Source organism: Citrobacter sp. 50677481, assembly GCF_001463265.1.
GTDB lineage: Bacteria > Pseudomonadota > Gammaproteobacteria > Enterobacterales > Enterobacteriaceae > Citrobacter_A > Citrobacter_A sedlakii.
This window is the reverse complement of the sequence record NZ_LNHZ01000001.1, coordinates 191,423-207,627: the sequence shown is the minus strand read 5'-3', so window position 1 is coordinate 207,627 and position 16,205 is coordinate 191,423. Positions and strand designations below refer to the sequence as shown.

At 57.3% G+C, this 16,205-nt stretch carries 14 protein-coding genes and 1 pseudogene; 9 read left to right on the top strand and 6 right to left on the bottom strand.

Translation table 11 applies throughout. From position 1 onward, the window contains the following. Positions 1–45: 45 nt before the first annotated feature. The 6 genes from APU02_RS00990 (at position 46) to APU02_RS00965 (ending at position 8,196) form a co-directional block, all read left to right on the top strand. On the top strand, positions 46–2,019 hold the full coding sequence (locus APU02_RS00990; RefSeq protein ID WP_060568953.1) for a PhoX family phosphatase: 1,974 nt from the start codon (positions 46–48) through the stop codon (positions 2,017–2,019). A 102-nt stretch (positions 2,020–2,121) separates the two neighbouring features. Beyond that, complete coding sequence (gene pheP, locus APU02_RS00985; RefSeq protein ID WP_060568952.1) at positions 2,122–3,510, top strand: phenylalanine transporter; 1,389 nt, start codon at positions 2,122–2,124, stop codon at positions 3,508–3,510. Between the two features lie 227 nt (positions 3,511–3,737). Then, on the top strand, positions 3,738–4,973 hold the full coding sequence (locus tag APU02_RS00980) for an MFS transporter (RefSeq protein ID WP_060568951.1): 1,236 nt from the start codon (positions 3,738–3,740) through the stop codon (positions 4,971–4,973). A gap of 15 nt (positions 4,974–4,988) precedes the next feature. Further along, positions 4,989–6,014, top strand: coding sequence for a sugar phosphate isomerase/epimerase family protein (locus APU02_RS00975; protein ID WP_060568950.1), 1,026 nt, complete (start codon positions 4,989–4,991; stop codon positions 6,012–6,014). Further along, positions 6,007–7,149, top strand: coding sequence for a Gfo/Idh/MocA family oxidoreductase (locus APU02_RS00970; RefSeq protein WP_060568949.1), 1,143 nt, complete (start codon positions 6,007–6,009; stop codon positions 7,147–7,149). The genes APU02_RS00975 and APU02_RS00970 overlap by 8 nt, the downstream gene beginning before the upstream one ends. A gap of 75 nt (positions 7,150–7,224) precedes the next feature. Beyond that, positions 7,225–8,196, top strand: coding sequence for a LacI family DNA-binding transcriptional regulator (locus APU02_RS00965; RefSeq protein ID WP_060568948.1), 972 nt, complete (start codon positions 7,225–7,227; stop codon positions 8,194–8,196). A gap of 1 nt (position 8,197) precedes the next feature. On the opposite strand, the gene APU02_RS00960 is transcribed toward APU02_RS00965, so the two are convergent. From APU02_RS00960 to APU02_RS00945, 4 genes and pseudogenes are all read right to left on the bottom strand, one after another. Beyond that, positions 8,198–9,445, bottom strand: coding sequence for a mechanosensitive ion channel family protein (locus APU02_RS00960; RefSeq protein WP_060568947.1), 1,248 nt, complete (start codon positions 9,443–9,445; stop codon positions 8,198–8,200). Positions 9,446–9,726: 281 nt separating this feature from the next. Continuing rightward, a pseudogene (gene nfsB, locus APU02_RS00955) lies at positions 9,727–10,380 on the bottom strand (oxygen-insensitive NAD(P)H nitroreductase). A 99-nt stretch (positions 10,381–10,479) separates the two neighbouring features. Further along, complete coding sequence (locus APU02_RS00950) at positions 10,480–10,848, bottom strand: MmcQ/YjbR family DNA-binding protein (RefSeq protein WP_042285689.1); 369 nt, start codon at positions 10,846–10,848, stop codon at positions 10,480–10,482. After that, complete coding sequence (locus APU02_RS00945; protein ID WP_060568946.1) at positions 10,848–11,429, bottom strand: TetR/AcrR family transcriptional regulator; 582 nt, start codon at positions 11,427–11,429, stop codon at positions 10,848–10,850. The genes APU02_RS00950 and APU02_RS00945 overlap by 1 nt, the downstream gene beginning before the upstream one ends. Before the next feature lie 189 nt (positions 11,430–11,618). Here APU02_RS00945 and APU02_RS00940 point away from each other — a divergent pair, with 189 nt between their 5' ends. From APU02_RS00940 to APU02_RS00930, 3 genes are all read left to right on the top strand, one after another. Then, a complete protein-coding gene (locus APU02_RS00940; protein WP_042285686.1) occupies positions 11,619–12,752 on the top strand; it encodes an MBL fold metallo-hydrolase in 1,134 nt (377 codons plus the stop codon). Then, entirely contained in the window at positions 12,749–13,096 is a 348-nt protein-coding gene (locus APU02_RS00935; RefSeq protein WP_042285684.1) for a RamA family antibiotic efflux transcriptional regulator, read from the top strand. The genes APU02_RS00940 and APU02_RS00935 overlap by 4 nt, the downstream gene beginning before the upstream one ends. A gap of 109 nt (positions 13,097–13,205) precedes the next feature. Continuing rightward, entirely contained in the window at positions 13,206–14,831 is a 1,626-nt protein-coding gene (locus tag APU02_RS00930) for an alpha/beta hydrolase-fold protein (protein ID WP_060568945.1), read from the top strand. Here the strand turns inward: APU02_RS00930 and APU02_RS00925 are convergent. Further along, entirely contained in the window at positions 14,760–15,008 is a 249-nt protein-coding gene (locus APU02_RS00925) for a DUF1158 domain-containing protein (RefSeq protein WP_042285680.1), read from the bottom strand. The genes APU02_RS00930 and APU02_RS00925 overlap by 72 nt on opposite strands. 69 nt (positions 15,009–15,077) lie before the next feature. Continuing rightward, on the bottom strand, positions 15,078–16,193 hold the full coding sequence (locus APU02_RS00920) for a YbdK family carboxylate-amine ligase (protein ID WP_060568944.1): 1,116 nt from the start codon (positions 16,191–16,193) through the stop codon (positions 15,078–15,080). Positions 16,194–16,205: the final 12 nt, after the last annotated feature.

Below are 16,205 nucleotides of genomic sequence, written 5' to 3'. Positions count from 1 at the left end.
CTGTTCGCCAACTCCTTACCTCTTGGCCAATGACAGGAAGCCGCTATGGGCAGACCCCTCAAATCCGTTTTTAAAAAAGAACATCGTGACGATATCAACAACCGCAGCGCTAACCCGGTATTCTCTGAGGTGGCGGAGGTATTTCTCTCCCGTCGCCGTTTTTTACAGGCGGGCGCCGTTGCGGGGGCTGCCGTTTCATTCCCCTTTCTGATCAAACCCGAAAATGCCGTTGCCGCGGTATCGAAGCCTTCCGCGCTGGCCAAGGCCGTGTCGCTTGGGTTTACCAGTATCGCTGTCTCAACGGAAGACACGGTAAGGGTACCGGAAGGCTATATTGCCCGCCCGTTCTATCGCTGGGGTGACCCGACGGGGATCAAAAACAGTATGCCGGCATTTAAGCCGGATGCCAGCAACACCACGGACGAACAGGCCGTGCAGGCGGGCATGCACCACGACGGCATGGCGTGGTTCAGCCTGCCGCAGGGGGGGCAAAACCCGGAGCATGGCCTGCTGGCGATGAACCATGAATACATCGACAACGGAATGCTGTTTACCGACGGTACGGCGAACTGGAGTCTCGACAAAGCCCGCAAGGGGCAGAACGCGATGGGCGTGTCGGTGGTAGAAGTGAAAAAAACGGGCGGAGAATGGCAGGTGGTTCGACCGTCTTCCCTGGCCCGCCGCATTACCGTGAATACGCCAATGCAGCTTACCGGCCCGGCGCGGCATCAGGACCTAATGAAAACTGCCGCCGACCCGCAGGGGGAACGCGTGCTGGGCACGATGCAAAACTGCGCCAACGGCCATACGCCGTGGGGCACCTATCTCACCTGCGAGGAGAACTGGTCGGATATTTTTGTCAAAAAAGCCGACCTCAACCCGCTGGAAAAACGCTACGGCATCAGCGACAGCGATGAATCCTACCGCTGGAACGAGGTGGATGACCGCTTCAGCGTCGATAAAACCCCTAACGAGCCCAACCGTTTCGGCTGGGTGGTAGAAATTGATCCCTACGACCCCACCTCCACGCCGCGCAAGCATACCGCTTTGGGCCGCTTCAAGCATGAGGGCGCTGCCGTCACGCTCGCCGCCGATAACCGCGTGGTGGTCTATATGGGGGACGACCAGAAATTTGAGTACATCTATAAATTCGTCTCGGACAAAAAATACGATCCCGCGAACCGTGAAGCCAATATGAACCTGCTGACGTCCGGCACGCTGTACGTTGCCCGGTTCAACGAGGAGGGGAGCGGCGACTGGCTGCCGCTGGTCTTCGGGCAAAATGGGCTGGATAAAAGCAACGGCTTCGAAAGCCAGGGCGATCTGCTGATTAAAACCCGCCTGGCGGCCGACGTGGTGGGGGCGACGAAGATGGATCGCCCCGAGTGGATAGCCGTCGATCCGCACGCCAGCGGCAGCGTCTACTGTACGCTCACCAACAACAGCGATCGCGGTAAAGAGGGCAAGGCGCCGGTCGATGCCGCCAACCCGCGCGCCAACAACGTGTTTGGTCATATTATGCACTGGCACGAAGAGGGAGCAGACCCTGCTGCCGCCCGCTTCAGGTGGGATATCCTGGTCATGGCAGGACGCACCGACGGCGACGATCCTAAGTCTAAAGGCTCCATGCAGGGCGCGGCGTTCGGCAGCCCGGATGGGCTGTCGTTCGATCACCAGGGCGTATTGTGGATCCAGACCGATGTCTCCTCCAGCACCATCAATAAGAAAGCGTACGAGGGGATGGGCAATAACCAGATGGTGGCAACTATTCCGGGCACCAATGAGTATCGCCGCTTCCTGACCGGCCCGCGCGGGTGCGAAATCACCGGCATTGCGTTTACGCCGGACAACCGCACGCTGTTTATTAATATTCAGCATCCGGGGGAGGGCGGGGATGATATTACCGATCCGGCTAATCCGCGCGCCGTCTCTAACTGGCCTGACGCCAGCCCGAACGGCCGCCCGCGATCGTCAACGGTGGTGATTACCAAAGCGGACGGCGGGATCATCGGGTCGTGACGTTTATCCGCCGGGCGCATGCGGTGGCCCGGCGTTAGGCTTGCTACCACCTGCCTGAAGTGTTAAAACGTGCCCCTTCTAAAAAAGAGACAGGGGTAGGGCGTGAAAGACGCGTCATCCGCTTCAGGCCGTGGTAGCGCTGAAGCCTCGTCGGATCAGAATCCGACGCTGCAACGTGGTTTGCAAAATCGACATATTCAGTTAATTGCCCTTGGCGGCGCGATCGGTACCGGGCTGTTTCTCGGTATCGGCCCCGCCATTCAGATGGCCGGTCCGGCGGTTCTGCTGGGTTATGCTATCGCGGGAATTATCGCCTTCCTGATCATGCGCCAGCTCGGCGAGATGGTCGTTGAAGAGCCGGTGTCAGGCTCCTTCGCACACTTTGCCTATAAATACTGGGGCCCGTTCGCAGGCTTCCTTTCCGGCTGGAACTACTGGGTAATGTTTGTGCTGGTGGGAATGGCCGAGCTGACCGCCGCAGGCATCTATATGCAGTACTGGCTGCCGGACGTGCCGACGTGGATTTGGGCCGCAGCCTTCTTCATCATTATTAACGCCGTTAACCTGGTAAACGTGCGCCTGTACGGCGAAACCGAGTTCTGGTTCGCGCTGATCAAGGTGCTGGCGATTATCGGCATGATCGGCTTCGGCCTGTGGCTGCTGTTCTCCGGCCACGGCGGCGAGCGGGCGACCATCGATAACCTGTGGCAGCACGGCGGCTTCCTGGCGACCGGCTGGAAGGGGCTGATCCTCTCGCTGGCGGTGATCATGTTCTCCTTCGGCGGGCTGGAGCTGATTGGCATCACCGCGGCCGAAGCGCGCGACCCGCACAAAAGCATACCGAAAGCGGTCAACCAGGTGGTGTACCGTATTCTGCTGTTCTACATCGGCTCGCTGGTCGTTCTGCTGGCGCTCTACCCGTGGGTGGAGGTGAAATCCGACAGCAGCCCGTTCGTGATGATTTTCCACGATCTGAACAGCAACGTGGTGGCGTCGGCGCTGAACTTCGTTATCCTGGTGGCGTCGCTGTCGGTGTATAACAGCGGAGTGTACTCCAACAGCCGCATGCTGTTTGGCCTTTCGGTGCAGGGGAATGCGCCGAAATTCCTCACCCGCGTCAGCCGTCGCGGCGTGCCGGTCAATTCGCTGTTCCTTTCGGGCGCTATCACCTCGCTGGTGGTGCTGATCAACTATCTGCTGCCGAAACAGGCCTTTGGTCTGCTGATGGCGCTGGTTGTCGCCACGCTGCTGCTGAACTGGATCATGATCTGCCTGGCGCACCTGCGCTTTCGCGCCGCCATGCGCCGTAAGGGGCGCGTGACGCAGTTTAAAGCGCTGCTCTATCCGGCGGGGAACTATATCTGTATCGCGTTCCTGGCGCTGATTCTGGTGCTGATGTGCACCATGGATGAGATGCGTCTGTCAGCGATGCTGCTGCCGGTGTGGGTGGTGTTCCTGTTTGTGGCGTTTAAATTATCCCGAAAAAAGTGATCTGCTTTTCTCCCTCTCCCTCAGGGAGAGGGCCGGGGTGAGGACCCCCAGCCGCACCCGTTTTAAGCCTGGCGGTACTGCGCCTGCCGGGCCCTTAATGTACCGCTCCACCTTTATCGTGACCTCCCTCCCAATTCTGTTTCGATCCGCAGGATCTTTAATTTGTAATCGATTACTTTTTATTTGTTGCATTTTGTAATCGATTACTTTTAAGGGTGAGGCTTATCATGGTGTCAACTGAAAGTAGTGAAAAGGCGATAACACAGCACCGGCTGCTGGTGCCGCGTCTGTCGCTGATGATGTTTCTGCAGTTTTTCATCTGGGGGAGCTGGTCGGTCACGCTCGGCCTGGTGATGACCCGGCACAACATGTCTTTGCTGATTGGCGATGCGTTCTCCGCCGGGCCAATCGCCTCCATTCTTTCGCCGTTCGTGCTCGGGATGCTGGTGGATCGCTTCTTCGCCTCGCAGAAGGTGATGGCGGTGATGCACCTGGCCGGCGCGGCAATCCTGTGGTTCGTGCCGGGCGCGCTGATTGCCGAAAACGGCGCCCTGCTGATTGGCCTGCTGTTTGGCTACACGCTCTGCTACATGCCGACGCTGGCGCTGACCAACAATATCGCCTTTCACAGCCTGGCGAACGTGGATAAAACCTTCCCGGTGGTGCGCGTGTTCGGCACCATCGGCTGGATCGTAGCGGGCATTTTTATCGGCGTCACCGGCGTGGCGTCCAGCGTCACCATTTTCCAGGTGGCGGCAGCAAGCTCCGTGCTGCTGGCGATCTATAGCCTGACGCTGCCGCACACGCCAGCCCCGGCGAAAGGCCTGCCGGTCAGGGTGCGGGATCTCTTCTGCGCGGATGCCTTCGCGCTGCTCAAAACCCGCCACTTTTTCGTCTTCTCCGTTTGCGCGATGCTGATCTCCGTCCCGCTGGGAACCTACTACGCCTACACCGCCTCGTATCTGGCGGATGCCGGCATTGCCGACGTCAGCACCGCCATGTCCTTCGGGCAGATGTCCGAAATCTTCTTCATGCTGGTCATCCCGCTGCTGTTCCGCCGCCTGGGCGTGAAGGTGATGCTGCTGATCGGCATGCTGGCGTGGTTCGTGCGTTATGCCATGTTCGCGCTGGGCGTCAGCGAGGAGGGGCACATCCTGCTCTATCTCGGTATCCTGCTGCACGGCGTCTGCTACGATTTCTTCTTTGTTGTCGGCTTTATCTATACCGACCGGGTCGCCGGTGAAAAGGTCAAAGGCCAGGCCCAGAGCATGATCGTAATGTTTACCTACGGCATCGGCATGCTGCTCGGCTCGCAGATTTCCGGCGCGCTCTATAACCGCCTGGTGGCCGGGCAGACCGTGCCGCAGGCATGGGTGACATTCTGGTGGATCCCGGCGGTGGCTGCCGCGGCGATCGCGCTGATTTTCCTTCTCACGTTTAAGTATGACGATGACAAGGCGTAATGTTCAGGAGGGGGTATGAGGACGATAAAAGGGCCCGGCATATTTTTGTCGCAGTTTATTGGTGAGAACGCGCCGTTCAACACGCTTAACGGGCTGGCCGAATGGGCAGCGGCGAAGGGCTACAGGGCGGTGCAGATCCCCTGTAACCATCCGCACATTTTTGATGTCGAGAAAGCCGCAGAAAGCCAGGCCTACTGCGATGACATTACCGGCAAGCTGGCCGCGCATGGGCTGGTCATCAGCGAACTGTCGACCCATCTGGAAGGGCAGCTTGTGGCGGTAAACCCGGTTTACAGCAAGGCGTTTGACCACTTCGCGCCCGCGTCCGTGCGCGGTAACGATGCGGCGCGCCGGGCGTGGGCAACAGAAAAGCTGAAGCAGGCGGCGGTGGCGTCCTCCCGGTTAGGCCTGAAGGCCCATGCCACCTTCTCCGGCTCGCTGGCGTGGCCGTTTTTCTACCCGTGGCCGCCGCATAACGAGCAGCGTTTTCAGGAAGCGTTTCAGGAACTGGCAGACCGCTGGCGGCCAATTCTGGACGCCTTCGACGAGCAGGGCGTTGACGTCTGCTTTGAGCTGCATCCGGGGGAAGATCTGCATGACGGCGTGACCTTCGAGCGTTTTCTGGCGCTGGTGGATAACCATCCGCGCTGCAACATACTCTACGACCCAAGCCATATGCTGTTGCAGCAGATGGATTATCTGACTTTTATCGACATCTACCATACGCGTATAAAAGCGTTTCACGTTAAGGACGCCGAGTTCCGCCCCAGCGGGCGCAGCGGCGTGTACGGCGGCTATCAGCCGTGGATCAACCGCGCTGGCCGCTTCCGGTCGCTCGGCGACGGGCAGATCGACTTCCGGGGCATCTTCAGCAAGCTGACCCAGTACGACTACGACGGCTGGGCGGTGCTGGAGTGGGAGTGCTGCCTGAAGGACGGCGATACCGGCGCGAGGGAGGGCAGCGCGTTTATCCGCCGCCACATCATTCCCGTTTCCGGACGCGCGTTTGATGATTTCGCCGCAGGGGGCAACGATGATTAACGTCGGCATTATCGGCAGCGGGTTTATTGGCCCGGCGCATATCGAAGCGCTCAGGCGCCTGGGTTTTGTGCAGGTGGTGGCGCTCTGCGACGGATCGTTTGCCCGGGCGCAGGAAAAGGCGCGCCAGCTTAACGTGCCGCACGCCTGCGCCAGCGTGGAGGAACTGCTCGCGCACCCTGATTTGCACGTGGTGCACAACTGCACGCCGAACCACCTGCACGCGGAGATCAACCGCAAGATCCTGCGTGCGGGTAAGCACGTATTTTCCGAAAAACCGCTGTGCATGACCCCGGACGAGGCGCGCGAGCTGGTGGCGCTGGCGGAGCAGGCGGGGGTGGTGCACGGCGTGAGCTTCGTCTATCGCCAGTTTGCGATGGTGCGCCAGGCGGCGAGTATGATGCGCGCGGGCAGCATCGGGCGGCTGTTTGCCTCGCACGGCAGCTATTTGCAGGACTGGATGCTGCTGGAAACCGACGACAACTGGCGGGTGGATGCGGCGCTGGGCGGCGCATCGCGGGCGGTGGCGGATATCGGCTCCCACTGGTGCGACACGGTGCAGTTTGTCACCGGCAGGCGCATTACGGAGGTGATGGCCGATCTCGCCATCGTCTGGCCGACGCGTAAGGCCAGCGTGGGGGGAAACCAGACCTTTTCCCACGATGAAAACGCGCAGTACGAAGACAAGCGGGTCACCACCGAAGATTTTGGTTCGGTGCTGTTCCGCTTTGACGACGGCAGCAAAGGCAGCTTTAGCGTCTCGCAGGTGAGCGCCGGGCGCAAAAACCGCCTGACGTTTGAGGTAAATGGCAGCGAGCGGTCAGTGGCGTGGGATCAGGAAATCCCGCAGCAGCTGTGGATCGGCCATCGCGCGCAGGCCAATCAGACGCTGAGCGACGATCCAGGGCTGATGAACCCTGACGTGGCCGACAGCGCCCACTTTCCCGGTGGACACATTGAAGGCTGGCCGGATGCCTTCAAAAATATGCTGGCGCAGTTCTACCGGGCAGTGCAGACGGGAGCGATGCCGGAGGCGCCGCAGTTCGCAACCTTCCATGACGGCGCTAACGTGATGTATATCATTGACGCCATTGTGAAAAGCCATCAGCAGCAGCGCTGGGTGCGCGTTGAACAATGACACGTCGCCCGGTTCGCCGGGCAACAAATTTATGATAGCCTGCACAAAACGCTAACCGCAGGATGTGTCGTCGTTATGTCTATTCAGAAAATCGCCAGGCTGGCTGGCGTGTCGGTGGCTACGGTGTCGCGCGTGCTCAATAACAGCGATACGGTGAAGGCGAAAAACCGCGAGCGGGTGCTGCAGGCGATCAAAGAGAGTAACTATCAGCCAAACCTGCTGGCGCGGCAGTTACGCACCGCACGAAGCTATATGATTCTGGTGATGGTCTCTAATATCGCGAATCCGTTTTGCGCTGAAGTGGTCAAAGGCATTGAAGAAGAGGCGGAGAAAAATGGCTACCGGATTCTGTTGTGCAATTCCGGTTCCGATATCGAACGTTCCCGTTCGGGCCTGAGCCTGCTGTCCGGCAAAATCGTCGACGGCATTATCACCATGGATGCCTTCTCGAAACTGCCGGAACTCGCGGAAATGATTGGCAACGCGCCGTGGGTACAGTGTGCGGAATACGCCGATGCGGGCGCGGTTTCCTGCGTGGGAATTAACGACGTTGATGCCTCGCAGCATGTGGTCAGTCAGCTTGCCGACAGCGGACGGCAGCGTATTGCGCTTATCAACCATGACCTGAGCTATAAATACGCCCGCCTGCGTGAGCGTGGCTATAAGAGCGTCATTCACCTTCGCGATCTCGATTACCAGGCGGTGGAATACGCCAGCGATCTCAGTTCCGGCGCGGGCAGGAAGGCGATGCAAGCGTTACTCCAGAATACCCCGCCGGATGCGGTATTTGCTGTTTCCGACACGCTGGCGGCAGGGGCGCTACGCGCCATTGAACAGGCCGGGCTGCGGGTGCCGGAAGATATCGCCGTGGTAGGGTTTGACGGCACGGAAGTGGCGGAAATGGTTTCACTGACCACCATCGAACAACCGTCGCGGGATATTGGGCGCAAGGCGGTCGAGCTGCTCTTAAATAAGATCGATAATCCGGATGCGCCGACGGAAAGGGTGATGATGAACTGGCGCTATGTTTCGCGCGCCAGTACCTGAGTTATTTCGGCAATGCGCTGGCCAGCGAGCGAATATCGTTGCCGGTCGGCGACTGATGAATGCGTAAACCAAACTCTTCCACCACCGAAAAAATGTGGTCGAAAATATCGGCCTGAATACTTTCATATTCCAGCCAGACCACGGTATTGGTGAAAGCATAAATTTCCATCGGCAGTCCGTGATCGTCCGGGGCGAGCTGGCGCACCATTAACGTCATATCCTGGCGAATGCGCGGATGGTTACGTAAATACTCGTTCAGATAGGCGCGGAAGGTGCCGATATTGGTCATCCGGCGATGGTTTAATACGGATTCCGGCGCATTGCGCTGCTGGTTCCAGGCGTCAATTTCCTGATGACGGGTATCTAAATAGGGTTTCAGCAGTTGCGCTTTATACAGGCGCGCTTTTTCATCTTCATCAAGAAAATGAATGCTGGTGGCGTCAATGTTGATGCTGCGCTTAATACGCCGACCACCGGAAGCCGACATGCCGCTCCAGTTTTTGAACGAGTCAGAGACCAGCGACCAGGTCGGAATGGTGGTGATGGTGTTATCCCAGTTACGCACTTTTACGGTCGTCAGTCCGATGTCGATCACCGCGCCGTCCGCGCCGTATTTCGGCATCTCCAGCCAGTCGCCCAGCTTAAGCATGTCGTTGGCGGAAAGTTGGATCCCGGCGACCAGCCCCAGGATTGGATCTTTAAACACCAGCATTAACACCGCCGCCATCGCGCCCAGGCCGCTTATTAAAATCGCTGGCGACTGGCCTATTAACAGCGAAATCATCAGAATGCCAACGATAATCGCGCTAATCAGTTTGATTCCCTGAAAGATGCCTTTGAGCGGAAGCTGAGATGCCGCCGGTAATTTCTGCGACAAATTAAAAATCACGTCCAGCAGGGAGAACAGCGACAGCAGGGCATACATCATGATCCACAGCTGCGCGCAGGTGGTTAACATTTCTGCCGCCTCGCTGCCTTTTTGCAGCCACAGCGCCGCCTGGATATTGACGATGATCCCCTGAAGGGTAAACGCCAGGCGGTGGAATAATTTATTTTGCGTAATAATTTGCAGCCACAGGCGCGAACTGGCGGTGGCGCGTTTTTCGAATGTGCGTAGAACCACCCAGTGCAAAATGATATGCACAATCACGGCGGTGAGGAAAATAATGCCAAAAATCATCACCAGCGACGTGGTGTGATTCATCTCTATACCCGCTAAATCTTCGACCTGGGTAATTAAATCCTGCATAACGTCTCCTTTATAAAACAGCGGCCTATGATGACCGCTGTACGGAGTTTATGCAAATTTTGCCAGCTTCAGGCTCCCGCGATATCAATTCTGGCGAAAAAGAGAGTGAGTGGGGAACATGATAAAACCCGGGAATAAATCATAAGTGTATTTATTCGCCATTGCGGGTGCGAGAAAACTCTGATCCAGTTCAGGACTTATGGCGCGGGGAAGTAATGAGGAATGTCCTGATAATTTGCCAGCCAGCAACAGACTGCTGCCTGGCATTCTTATCTGAACAGTTACACTTCCGTCAGGGTGATGGATAACGGCAGGCGGGATTTCGGCAGTGAAGCATTGAAATCTTCGACGCTGTGATGACCGACAGGGACCACGACCACGCTGGTGAACCCTTTATCTTTCAGGCCAAATTCGGCGTCAAGGATCTCAGCGTCAAAGCCTTCGATTGGTACGGCGTCCAGCCCCAGCGCGGCGACGCCGAGCAGGAAGTTCCCCACGTTCAGGTAAACCTGTTTTGCCATCCAGTGCGCATCATCGTGAAGGGTTTTACGGTGCATATCGGCGAAGAAGGTGCGGCCTTTGTGGTTAGCCGCTTTTGCTTCGGCGTTCGGGAAGCGGCCATCCGCCTCCTCCTGATCGACCACGCGCTCCAGCCAGGCGTCGTCCATCGCCGTTTTGGCGCAGAACACCACCACGTGTGAAGCGTCGAGCATTTTGCGTTCATTAAACACATAGTTTCCGGCGGCAGACTTCGCGACGCGCGCCTTGCCTTCGTCGGTGCTGGCGATAATAAAGTGCCACGGCTGAGAGTTGGTGCTGGACGGGCTGTATTGCAGCAGCGTTTTTATCTTTTATGCCTGTTCAGCGGTCAGTTTTTTGCTGGGGTCGAAGGCCTTGGTGGAATGACGTTTTAAGGCAACTGATACGATATCCATAACTACTCCCGGTTTGTTTTATTACCTCGCAGGGTACAAGGTTCTCCGGCAGATGATAAGTGAGAAAATGCGAAAACAGTTATCGTCTGTCACGACCAATCAGCGCGGGCGGATCCGTTTTTGGTCGCGCTTCGTCAGACCGTCAACTACCAGATTCCACGAATCGTTAACCAGTTCTTCCAGCAGCGACTCGCTGATATCGTCGCCGGGCGTGACGGAAATCCAGTGCTTTTTGTTCATGTGGTAACCAGGCGTGATGCTCGGGTATATCTGCTGATTTAACAGCGATTTTTGCGGATCGGACTTCAGATTAATCACTCTGCGATTGTTCACGTCGGTGGCAATCATGAAGATCTTACCGCCCACTTTAAAGACGTCATATTCCGGGCCAAACGGCCAGCAATGTTCGGTAAACGGAAAAGCCAACGCCAGACGGCGCGCGCAATCATACAGCGTTTTATCATTCATCAGGACTCCTCGCGGGTGAGGGCGCGCCACATCGCTTCAAAACCGAGAGAGATAAACTCACTGGCGCGAGCCGGTTCGCGAGTGGCAAACTCCATGGTGGTTTCGGCCAGGGTTAAAAACAGCGCGTCGCCGAAGGCGCGATATTCGTCTGACATAAAGACCGGCAGGACCGCACGATGGCAAAGATCGTGCAGCTCAGGAAACATGGCGTCGGCCTTTTGTTCTGTCTCTTTGGTGATTTTCTCGCTGACCGCCAGTTGGCGTATCGCGCGGTGCCCGTGCGTCTGTTCCAGCCCCCAGCGGATATAGCTGCTCCAGATATAAAAGGTCATCGCTTTGGCATCGGTCAGCGAGCGATCCAGCCTGGCGATCATTGACTGACACAGGCTGTGCTTAAGATGGAGGTAAAGTTCGTTAATTAACTCGTCTTTGGTCGCGAAATAGCGAAACAATGTTCCTTCCGCCACGCCTGCATTACGGGCAATCACGGCGGTAGAAGCCGCGATCCCGGACTGCGCGATTGCCGTGGTTGATGCCTCCAGTAATGCCAGTTTTTTGTCTTCACTCTTCGGACGAGCCACTACATTTTACCCTTATCAGTCTAAAACCCGAATTGAAACACGGCCTTTGCAGCGCCGCAACGGGGAATGTCAAAGATTGAAAAACGTCTTGACGCGAAATTTCTGATTTCTATAATGAGTGCTTACTCACTCATAATCAAGAGTCAGCCGCGCAGACTACCGGACGGGAGCGCGTTTTCAGGTCAGGATATGAAGCGTCTCACAGTTTGTGTGGTTGTTATGATGATCATTGCCAGTGCCGCAACGTTACCGTTTGTCCTCAATGCTGGCTTCGGTCAGGCGCCGCAAGGGGCTCAGCTCAGCCAGTTTGAACAGTCCGTCAATTATCGTGATGGGCAATTCCATAATCAGGTGCCAGGGCCGGGCTATACCGGAAATAAAAGTCTGCTGGCGGCCTGGTGGGAATTCCTGGTCGCAAAGCGAGAGAACGCGCGTCCGGCGCAGCCGTTACCGCTGGTAGCGACCGATATTGCAGCTCTGCCCGCGGACAGGGACACGCTGATCTGGCTCGGCCACTCGTCGTGGTATTTGCAGCTCGGCGGAAAACGCATTCTGATCGACCCGGTCTTCAGCCGTTATGCGGCGCCGTTTTCTTTTCTCAACAAAGCGTTTGTCGGCGATTACCCCTGGACCGCCCAGGCAATGCCGGCGATCGATCTGCTGATCATTTCTCACGATCATTATGACCATCTGGATTACGCCACCATCAAGGCGTTGATGCCAAAAGTGAAGCGGGTGATTACGCCGCTCGGCGTCGGTTCGCATTTGCGGTACTGGGGTATGAACGGCGACATTATTGAGGAGCGTGACTGGCACCAGTCTGTGCGGGTGGATGACGGGCTCTATATTCACGTACTGCCCGCCCGCCATTTTTCCGGACGCGGCATCAAGCGTAACCAGACGCTGTGGGCCAGTTTTCTGTTTGAAACGCCGGAACAGAAAATTTACTACAGCGGAGACTCTGGCTACGGCCCGCACTTTCGGGCGATTGGCGAACAGTTTGGCGCGATCGACCTGGCGATCATGGAAAACGGTCAGTACGACCCGGACTGGAAATACATCCACATGATGCCGGAGGAAACCGCTCAGGCGGCACAGGATCTGCGCGCCAGAGCCATCTTACCGGGGCATGCCGGACGTTTTGTGCTGGCGAAACACACCTGGGATGATCCTTATAAGCGGCTGGCGCTGGCCAGTCGTCATAAACCCTACCGCCTGCTCACTCCGACGCTGGGCGAACCGGTGAAGCTCGACGATCCGGCGCAACAGTTCACGGCATGGTGGGAGAACACGAGCAATTTGCAGGAGAGGAGTGCTGAATGACCATTTCTGCTCAGGTAATCGACACCATTGTCGAATGGATTGATGAAAATTTGAATCAACCGTTGCGTATTGACGATATCGCCCGCCACGCGGGGTATTCCAAGTGGCATTTGCAGCGCCTTTTTATGCAGTACAAAGGGGAGAGTCTCGGACGCTACATCCGCGAGCGTAAGCTGCTGCTGGCGGCGCGGGATTTGCGCGAATCCGACGAAAAAGTATACGATATCTGTTTGCGCTACGGTTTTGATTCGCAGCAGACGTTTACCCGCATCTTTACCCGCACGTTTAATCAGCCGCCGGGCGCCTACCGCAAAGAGAACCACAGCCGGACACACCCGGCATAGTGTTATCAGGCCGCGACAGGCAGAGTAACATTCCGCTTACAAATCTTATTGCAAATCATTCCCATTTACATTAGCGTGGCTGACACATTTCTTCAGGAACGGTTAGCCAATGAAAATGGCGTGGAGTGGTTTGCTCCTGGGGCTGGGAACCCTGTCGGCTCAGGCGATGTCCTGTTCGACTCCCTCGCTCCACGGCGAGCAGCAGGGAAAATTTGATGCCAGCGGCGAAGTCTGTTTTGTCCTTCCTCCGCTAAACGAAAACTATGTTTCCGCAACGCTGTCCGGCGTCACCGATGCCCGTCTGCTCGACGGTCAAAACCGGCGTATCCGCACGTTACTGGAAGACGGCCCCGACGATGGCGAGCATCATTTGCTGTTTTCGTTACCCGTACAGCAAACTACCTCGCTGGTGCTGCATGGTAACGAAGGCGCGCGCTGGCAGTTTAGCTGGCAGATGAAAGAGACGACGCCGCTGCCGCGCACGCAGCGAATTTCCCCGGTCAGCCCGACGCTACAGCGGCTGGAAAAAGCGATTGCCGCCGGGGCGGGAACCGCGGATTTCTGGCAGGATCGGCAGCGTTACGGTACGCCGCTGGTCGAACCTGTCGACGCTAACCATAAACGGATCACCTTTCTCTGGCGCGGCGCGAAGCAAAACGTTTTTCTGTTTGGCTCGCCGGCAGGCGAGCACGATCCGCTGTTTCGACTCGGACAATCCGACGTCTGGTTTCGCAGCTATGTTGTGCCTGCGGATACGGTTATGCAGTACAAACTGGCGCCGGATGTGCCAAAAGTCAGCGGTTCGCCCCGCGATCAGCGACGCGCGATCCTGGTCAGCGCGCAGGCCGATCCTTATAACCCGTTGCGGATCGGCGATAAGCATGCCGATCGCTGGAACCAGTCGTCGTTAATCGATCTTGGCCCGCCGCGTTTTTGTTCGGCGCAGGCCGCTGCACAGCCGTTGACGCACGGCGCGCTAACCCGTCAGATGCTGAAAAGCGAACGGTTAGGCAATCGCCGGGAAATCGCCCTCTACCGTCCTCGAGTGGCGCAGCCGGCGCGTTGGACGTTGATCCTGTTTGACGGTAAAACCTACCTTGATGACTACCATATCGACCGGATAGTTGACGGTCTGATTGCCCGCCATCAGCTTCCGCCGATCAATGTGGTATTTGTGGACTCGCTCGATCATCCGCGTCGTGGAAAAGAGCTGCCGCCAAACCCGGACTTTGCCGATTTCATGGCGCACGAGCTGACGCCCTGGCTGGCGCAGCGGGGCATATCCCTCCAGCGGCAGAAAACGGTGCTGGCCGGGTCCAGCTACGGGGGACTGGCGTCGTCGTGGGTGGCGCTGCGCTACCCACGGCTGTTTGGCAATGTGCTGAGTCTTTCCGGCTCCTACTGGTGGGCACCGCACGGGGAGGCGCCCGCCTGGCTGACGCGGCAGTATCAGAACTCGCCGCGCTACCCGATCACCTTCTGGCTACAAGCCGGGCGTTTTGAACAGGAAGGGCCGAACGGCGGCATTTATCGCAACACGCTGGCGTTTGAAAAGGTACTCAAAGAAAAGGGCTACACGGTCAGTTTTCATCCGTGGTCGAGCGGGCATGACTACACCGCGTGGTGCGAAGCGCTGGTGCACGGCATGCGCGACTTCACGGGCTTAACCGGCCAGCGAAAACCAGCGACGCCAGACGTAGCGGAGCACAAAATATTCGACAGCGCCAAGCGCTAAAAACCACAGGCAGAACAGCAGCGTATAAAGCTGGTTGAGATCCATCAGATGAAAGGCGTCAACCAGCTTTTGCGCCAGCGTCAGTCCCAGAGACGGGGCGGGCAGCAACAGGCAGGACAGAAAAGCCATCAGCAAAATACCGGCGGCAGTCATCAGCGATTCAAGCGGGTGTTTCATGGCATTGTTAAATGTGAGTTAAAAAAGCCATTGTCCGGGATTACGCCGGACAACGCAAACGCCGTCCTGTTACCCCGCCCAGATCTCGCAATGTTTTTTCACCAGACCAATCAACGACCCGCCATCGGCGACAAATTCCCGCATCTTTTGCGCTTCGCTGCCGCCGTTTCTCACCTGACGGGTCAGAGCCTCGATCGCGCTGCCTGCGCCCACTTTATCCGCCGAGGGGGCGACTTTCTCCAGCAGACGCAGGGTGTCCTCTGACAGTTTATGATGATCGCCGGTATGTACGTCGGTCAGAATGCCGTCCAGCCCGTAACGGCAGGCCTGAAAGCGGTTGAACTTATACAGCAGGTAATCGCGTTCCTGGTGTTTAAACGGTCGCTCGGTCAAAAGCCAGTGCGCGGTCGCCTGAATCAGTCCCGCGATGTTGACGGCATGAGACAGGGTGAGCGGCGTATCCATCACCCGCACTTCCACGGTGCCAAAATGCGGACTCGGTCGGATATCCCAGTGCAAATCTTTAATACTTTCGATCATGCTGGTGTAACTGAGCCGACGGAATAGCCCCTCAAATTCCTGCCAGTTACTGACCCACGGCATCGGACCGTTGTCCGGAAAACCGGAGAAAATATTCAGCCGCGATGAGGCGAAATGGGTGTCAGAACCCTGCATATAAGGCGAAGCGGCAGAGAGCGCGATAAAGTGCGGCACGAAGTGTGACAGCCCGTGCAGCAGATAGATCGCGTCGTCACCGCTGGCGCAACCGACGTGTACGTGCTGACCAAACACGGTCGCCTGCTGAATGAGGTAGCCAAAATTCTCCAGCGTCCGCTGATAGCGCTCGTTATCGCACACTTCCTGCCGCTGCCATTTTTGAAACGGATGGGTGCCCCCGCCACAAATCTCAATATGGTGCTCCGCCGCGGCGTGGAGAATCACCTGCTGCATGGCGGAAAACTGTGCGGCGGCCTGGTCGATGTTGTGACACACATCGGTCGCCAGTTCCAGCATGCTTTCGGTGATGTCATGTTTGACTTCACCGGCGGTGACCCGGTCTTTCACGGCGGCAATCAGCCGCGAAGAATCCTGGCTCAGGTCATAGCCCGGTGGATTAACCACCTGCGTTTCCAGCTCAATGCCGAGGGTGTAGGGTTCGGAGACGTGAAAATCGGGTAACGGCATAACGTTCTCTTT

Coding starts and splice junctions, on each gene's coding strand:
- APU02_RS00925 (WP_042285680.1), bottom strand. CDS start 15,008: ATGAAACACCCGCTTGAATCGCTGATGACTGCCGCCGGTATTTTGCTG.
- APU02_RS00990 (WP_060568953.1), top strand. CDS start 46: ATGGGCAGACCCCTCAAATCCGTTTTTAAAAAAGAACATCGTGACGAT.
- APU02_RS00980 (WP_060568951.1), top strand. CDS start 3,738: ATGGTGTCAACTGAAAGTAGTGAAAAGGCGATAACACAGCACCGGCTG.
- APU02_RS00950 (WP_042285689.1), bottom strand. CDS start 10,848: ATGAATGATAAAACGCTGTATGATTGCGCGCGCCGTCTGGCGTTGGCT.
- APU02_RS00935 (WP_042285684.1), top strand. CDS start 12,749: ATGACCATTTCTGCTCAGGTAATCGACACCATTGTCGAATGGATTGAT.
- APU02_RS00940 (WP_042285686.1), top strand. CDS start 11,619: ATGAAGCGTCTCACAGTTTGTGTGGTTGTTATGATGATCATTGCCAGT.
- APU02_RS00965 (WP_060568948.1), top strand. CDS start 7,225: ATGTCTATTCAGAAAATCGCCAGGCTGGCTGGCGTGTCGGTGGCTACG.
- APU02_RS00930 (WP_060568945.1), top strand. CDS start 13,206: ATGAAAATGGCGTGGAGTGGTTTGCTCCTGGGGCTGGGAACCCTGTCG.
- APU02_RS00975 (WP_060568950.1), top strand. CDS start 4,989: ATGAGGACGATAAAAGGGCCCGGCATATTTTTGTCGCAGTTTATTGGT.
- APU02_RS00970 (WP_060568949.1), top strand. CDS start 6,007: ATGATTAACGTCGGCATTATCGGCAGCGGGTTTATTGGCCCGGCGCAT.
- APU02_RS00960 (WP_060568947.1), bottom strand. CDS start 9,445: ATGCAGGATTTAATTACCCAGGTCGAAGATTTAGCGGGTATAGAGATG.
- APU02_RS00920 (WP_060568944.1), bottom strand. CDS start 16,193: ATGCCGTTACCCGATTTTCACGTCTCCGAACCCTACACCCTCGGCATT.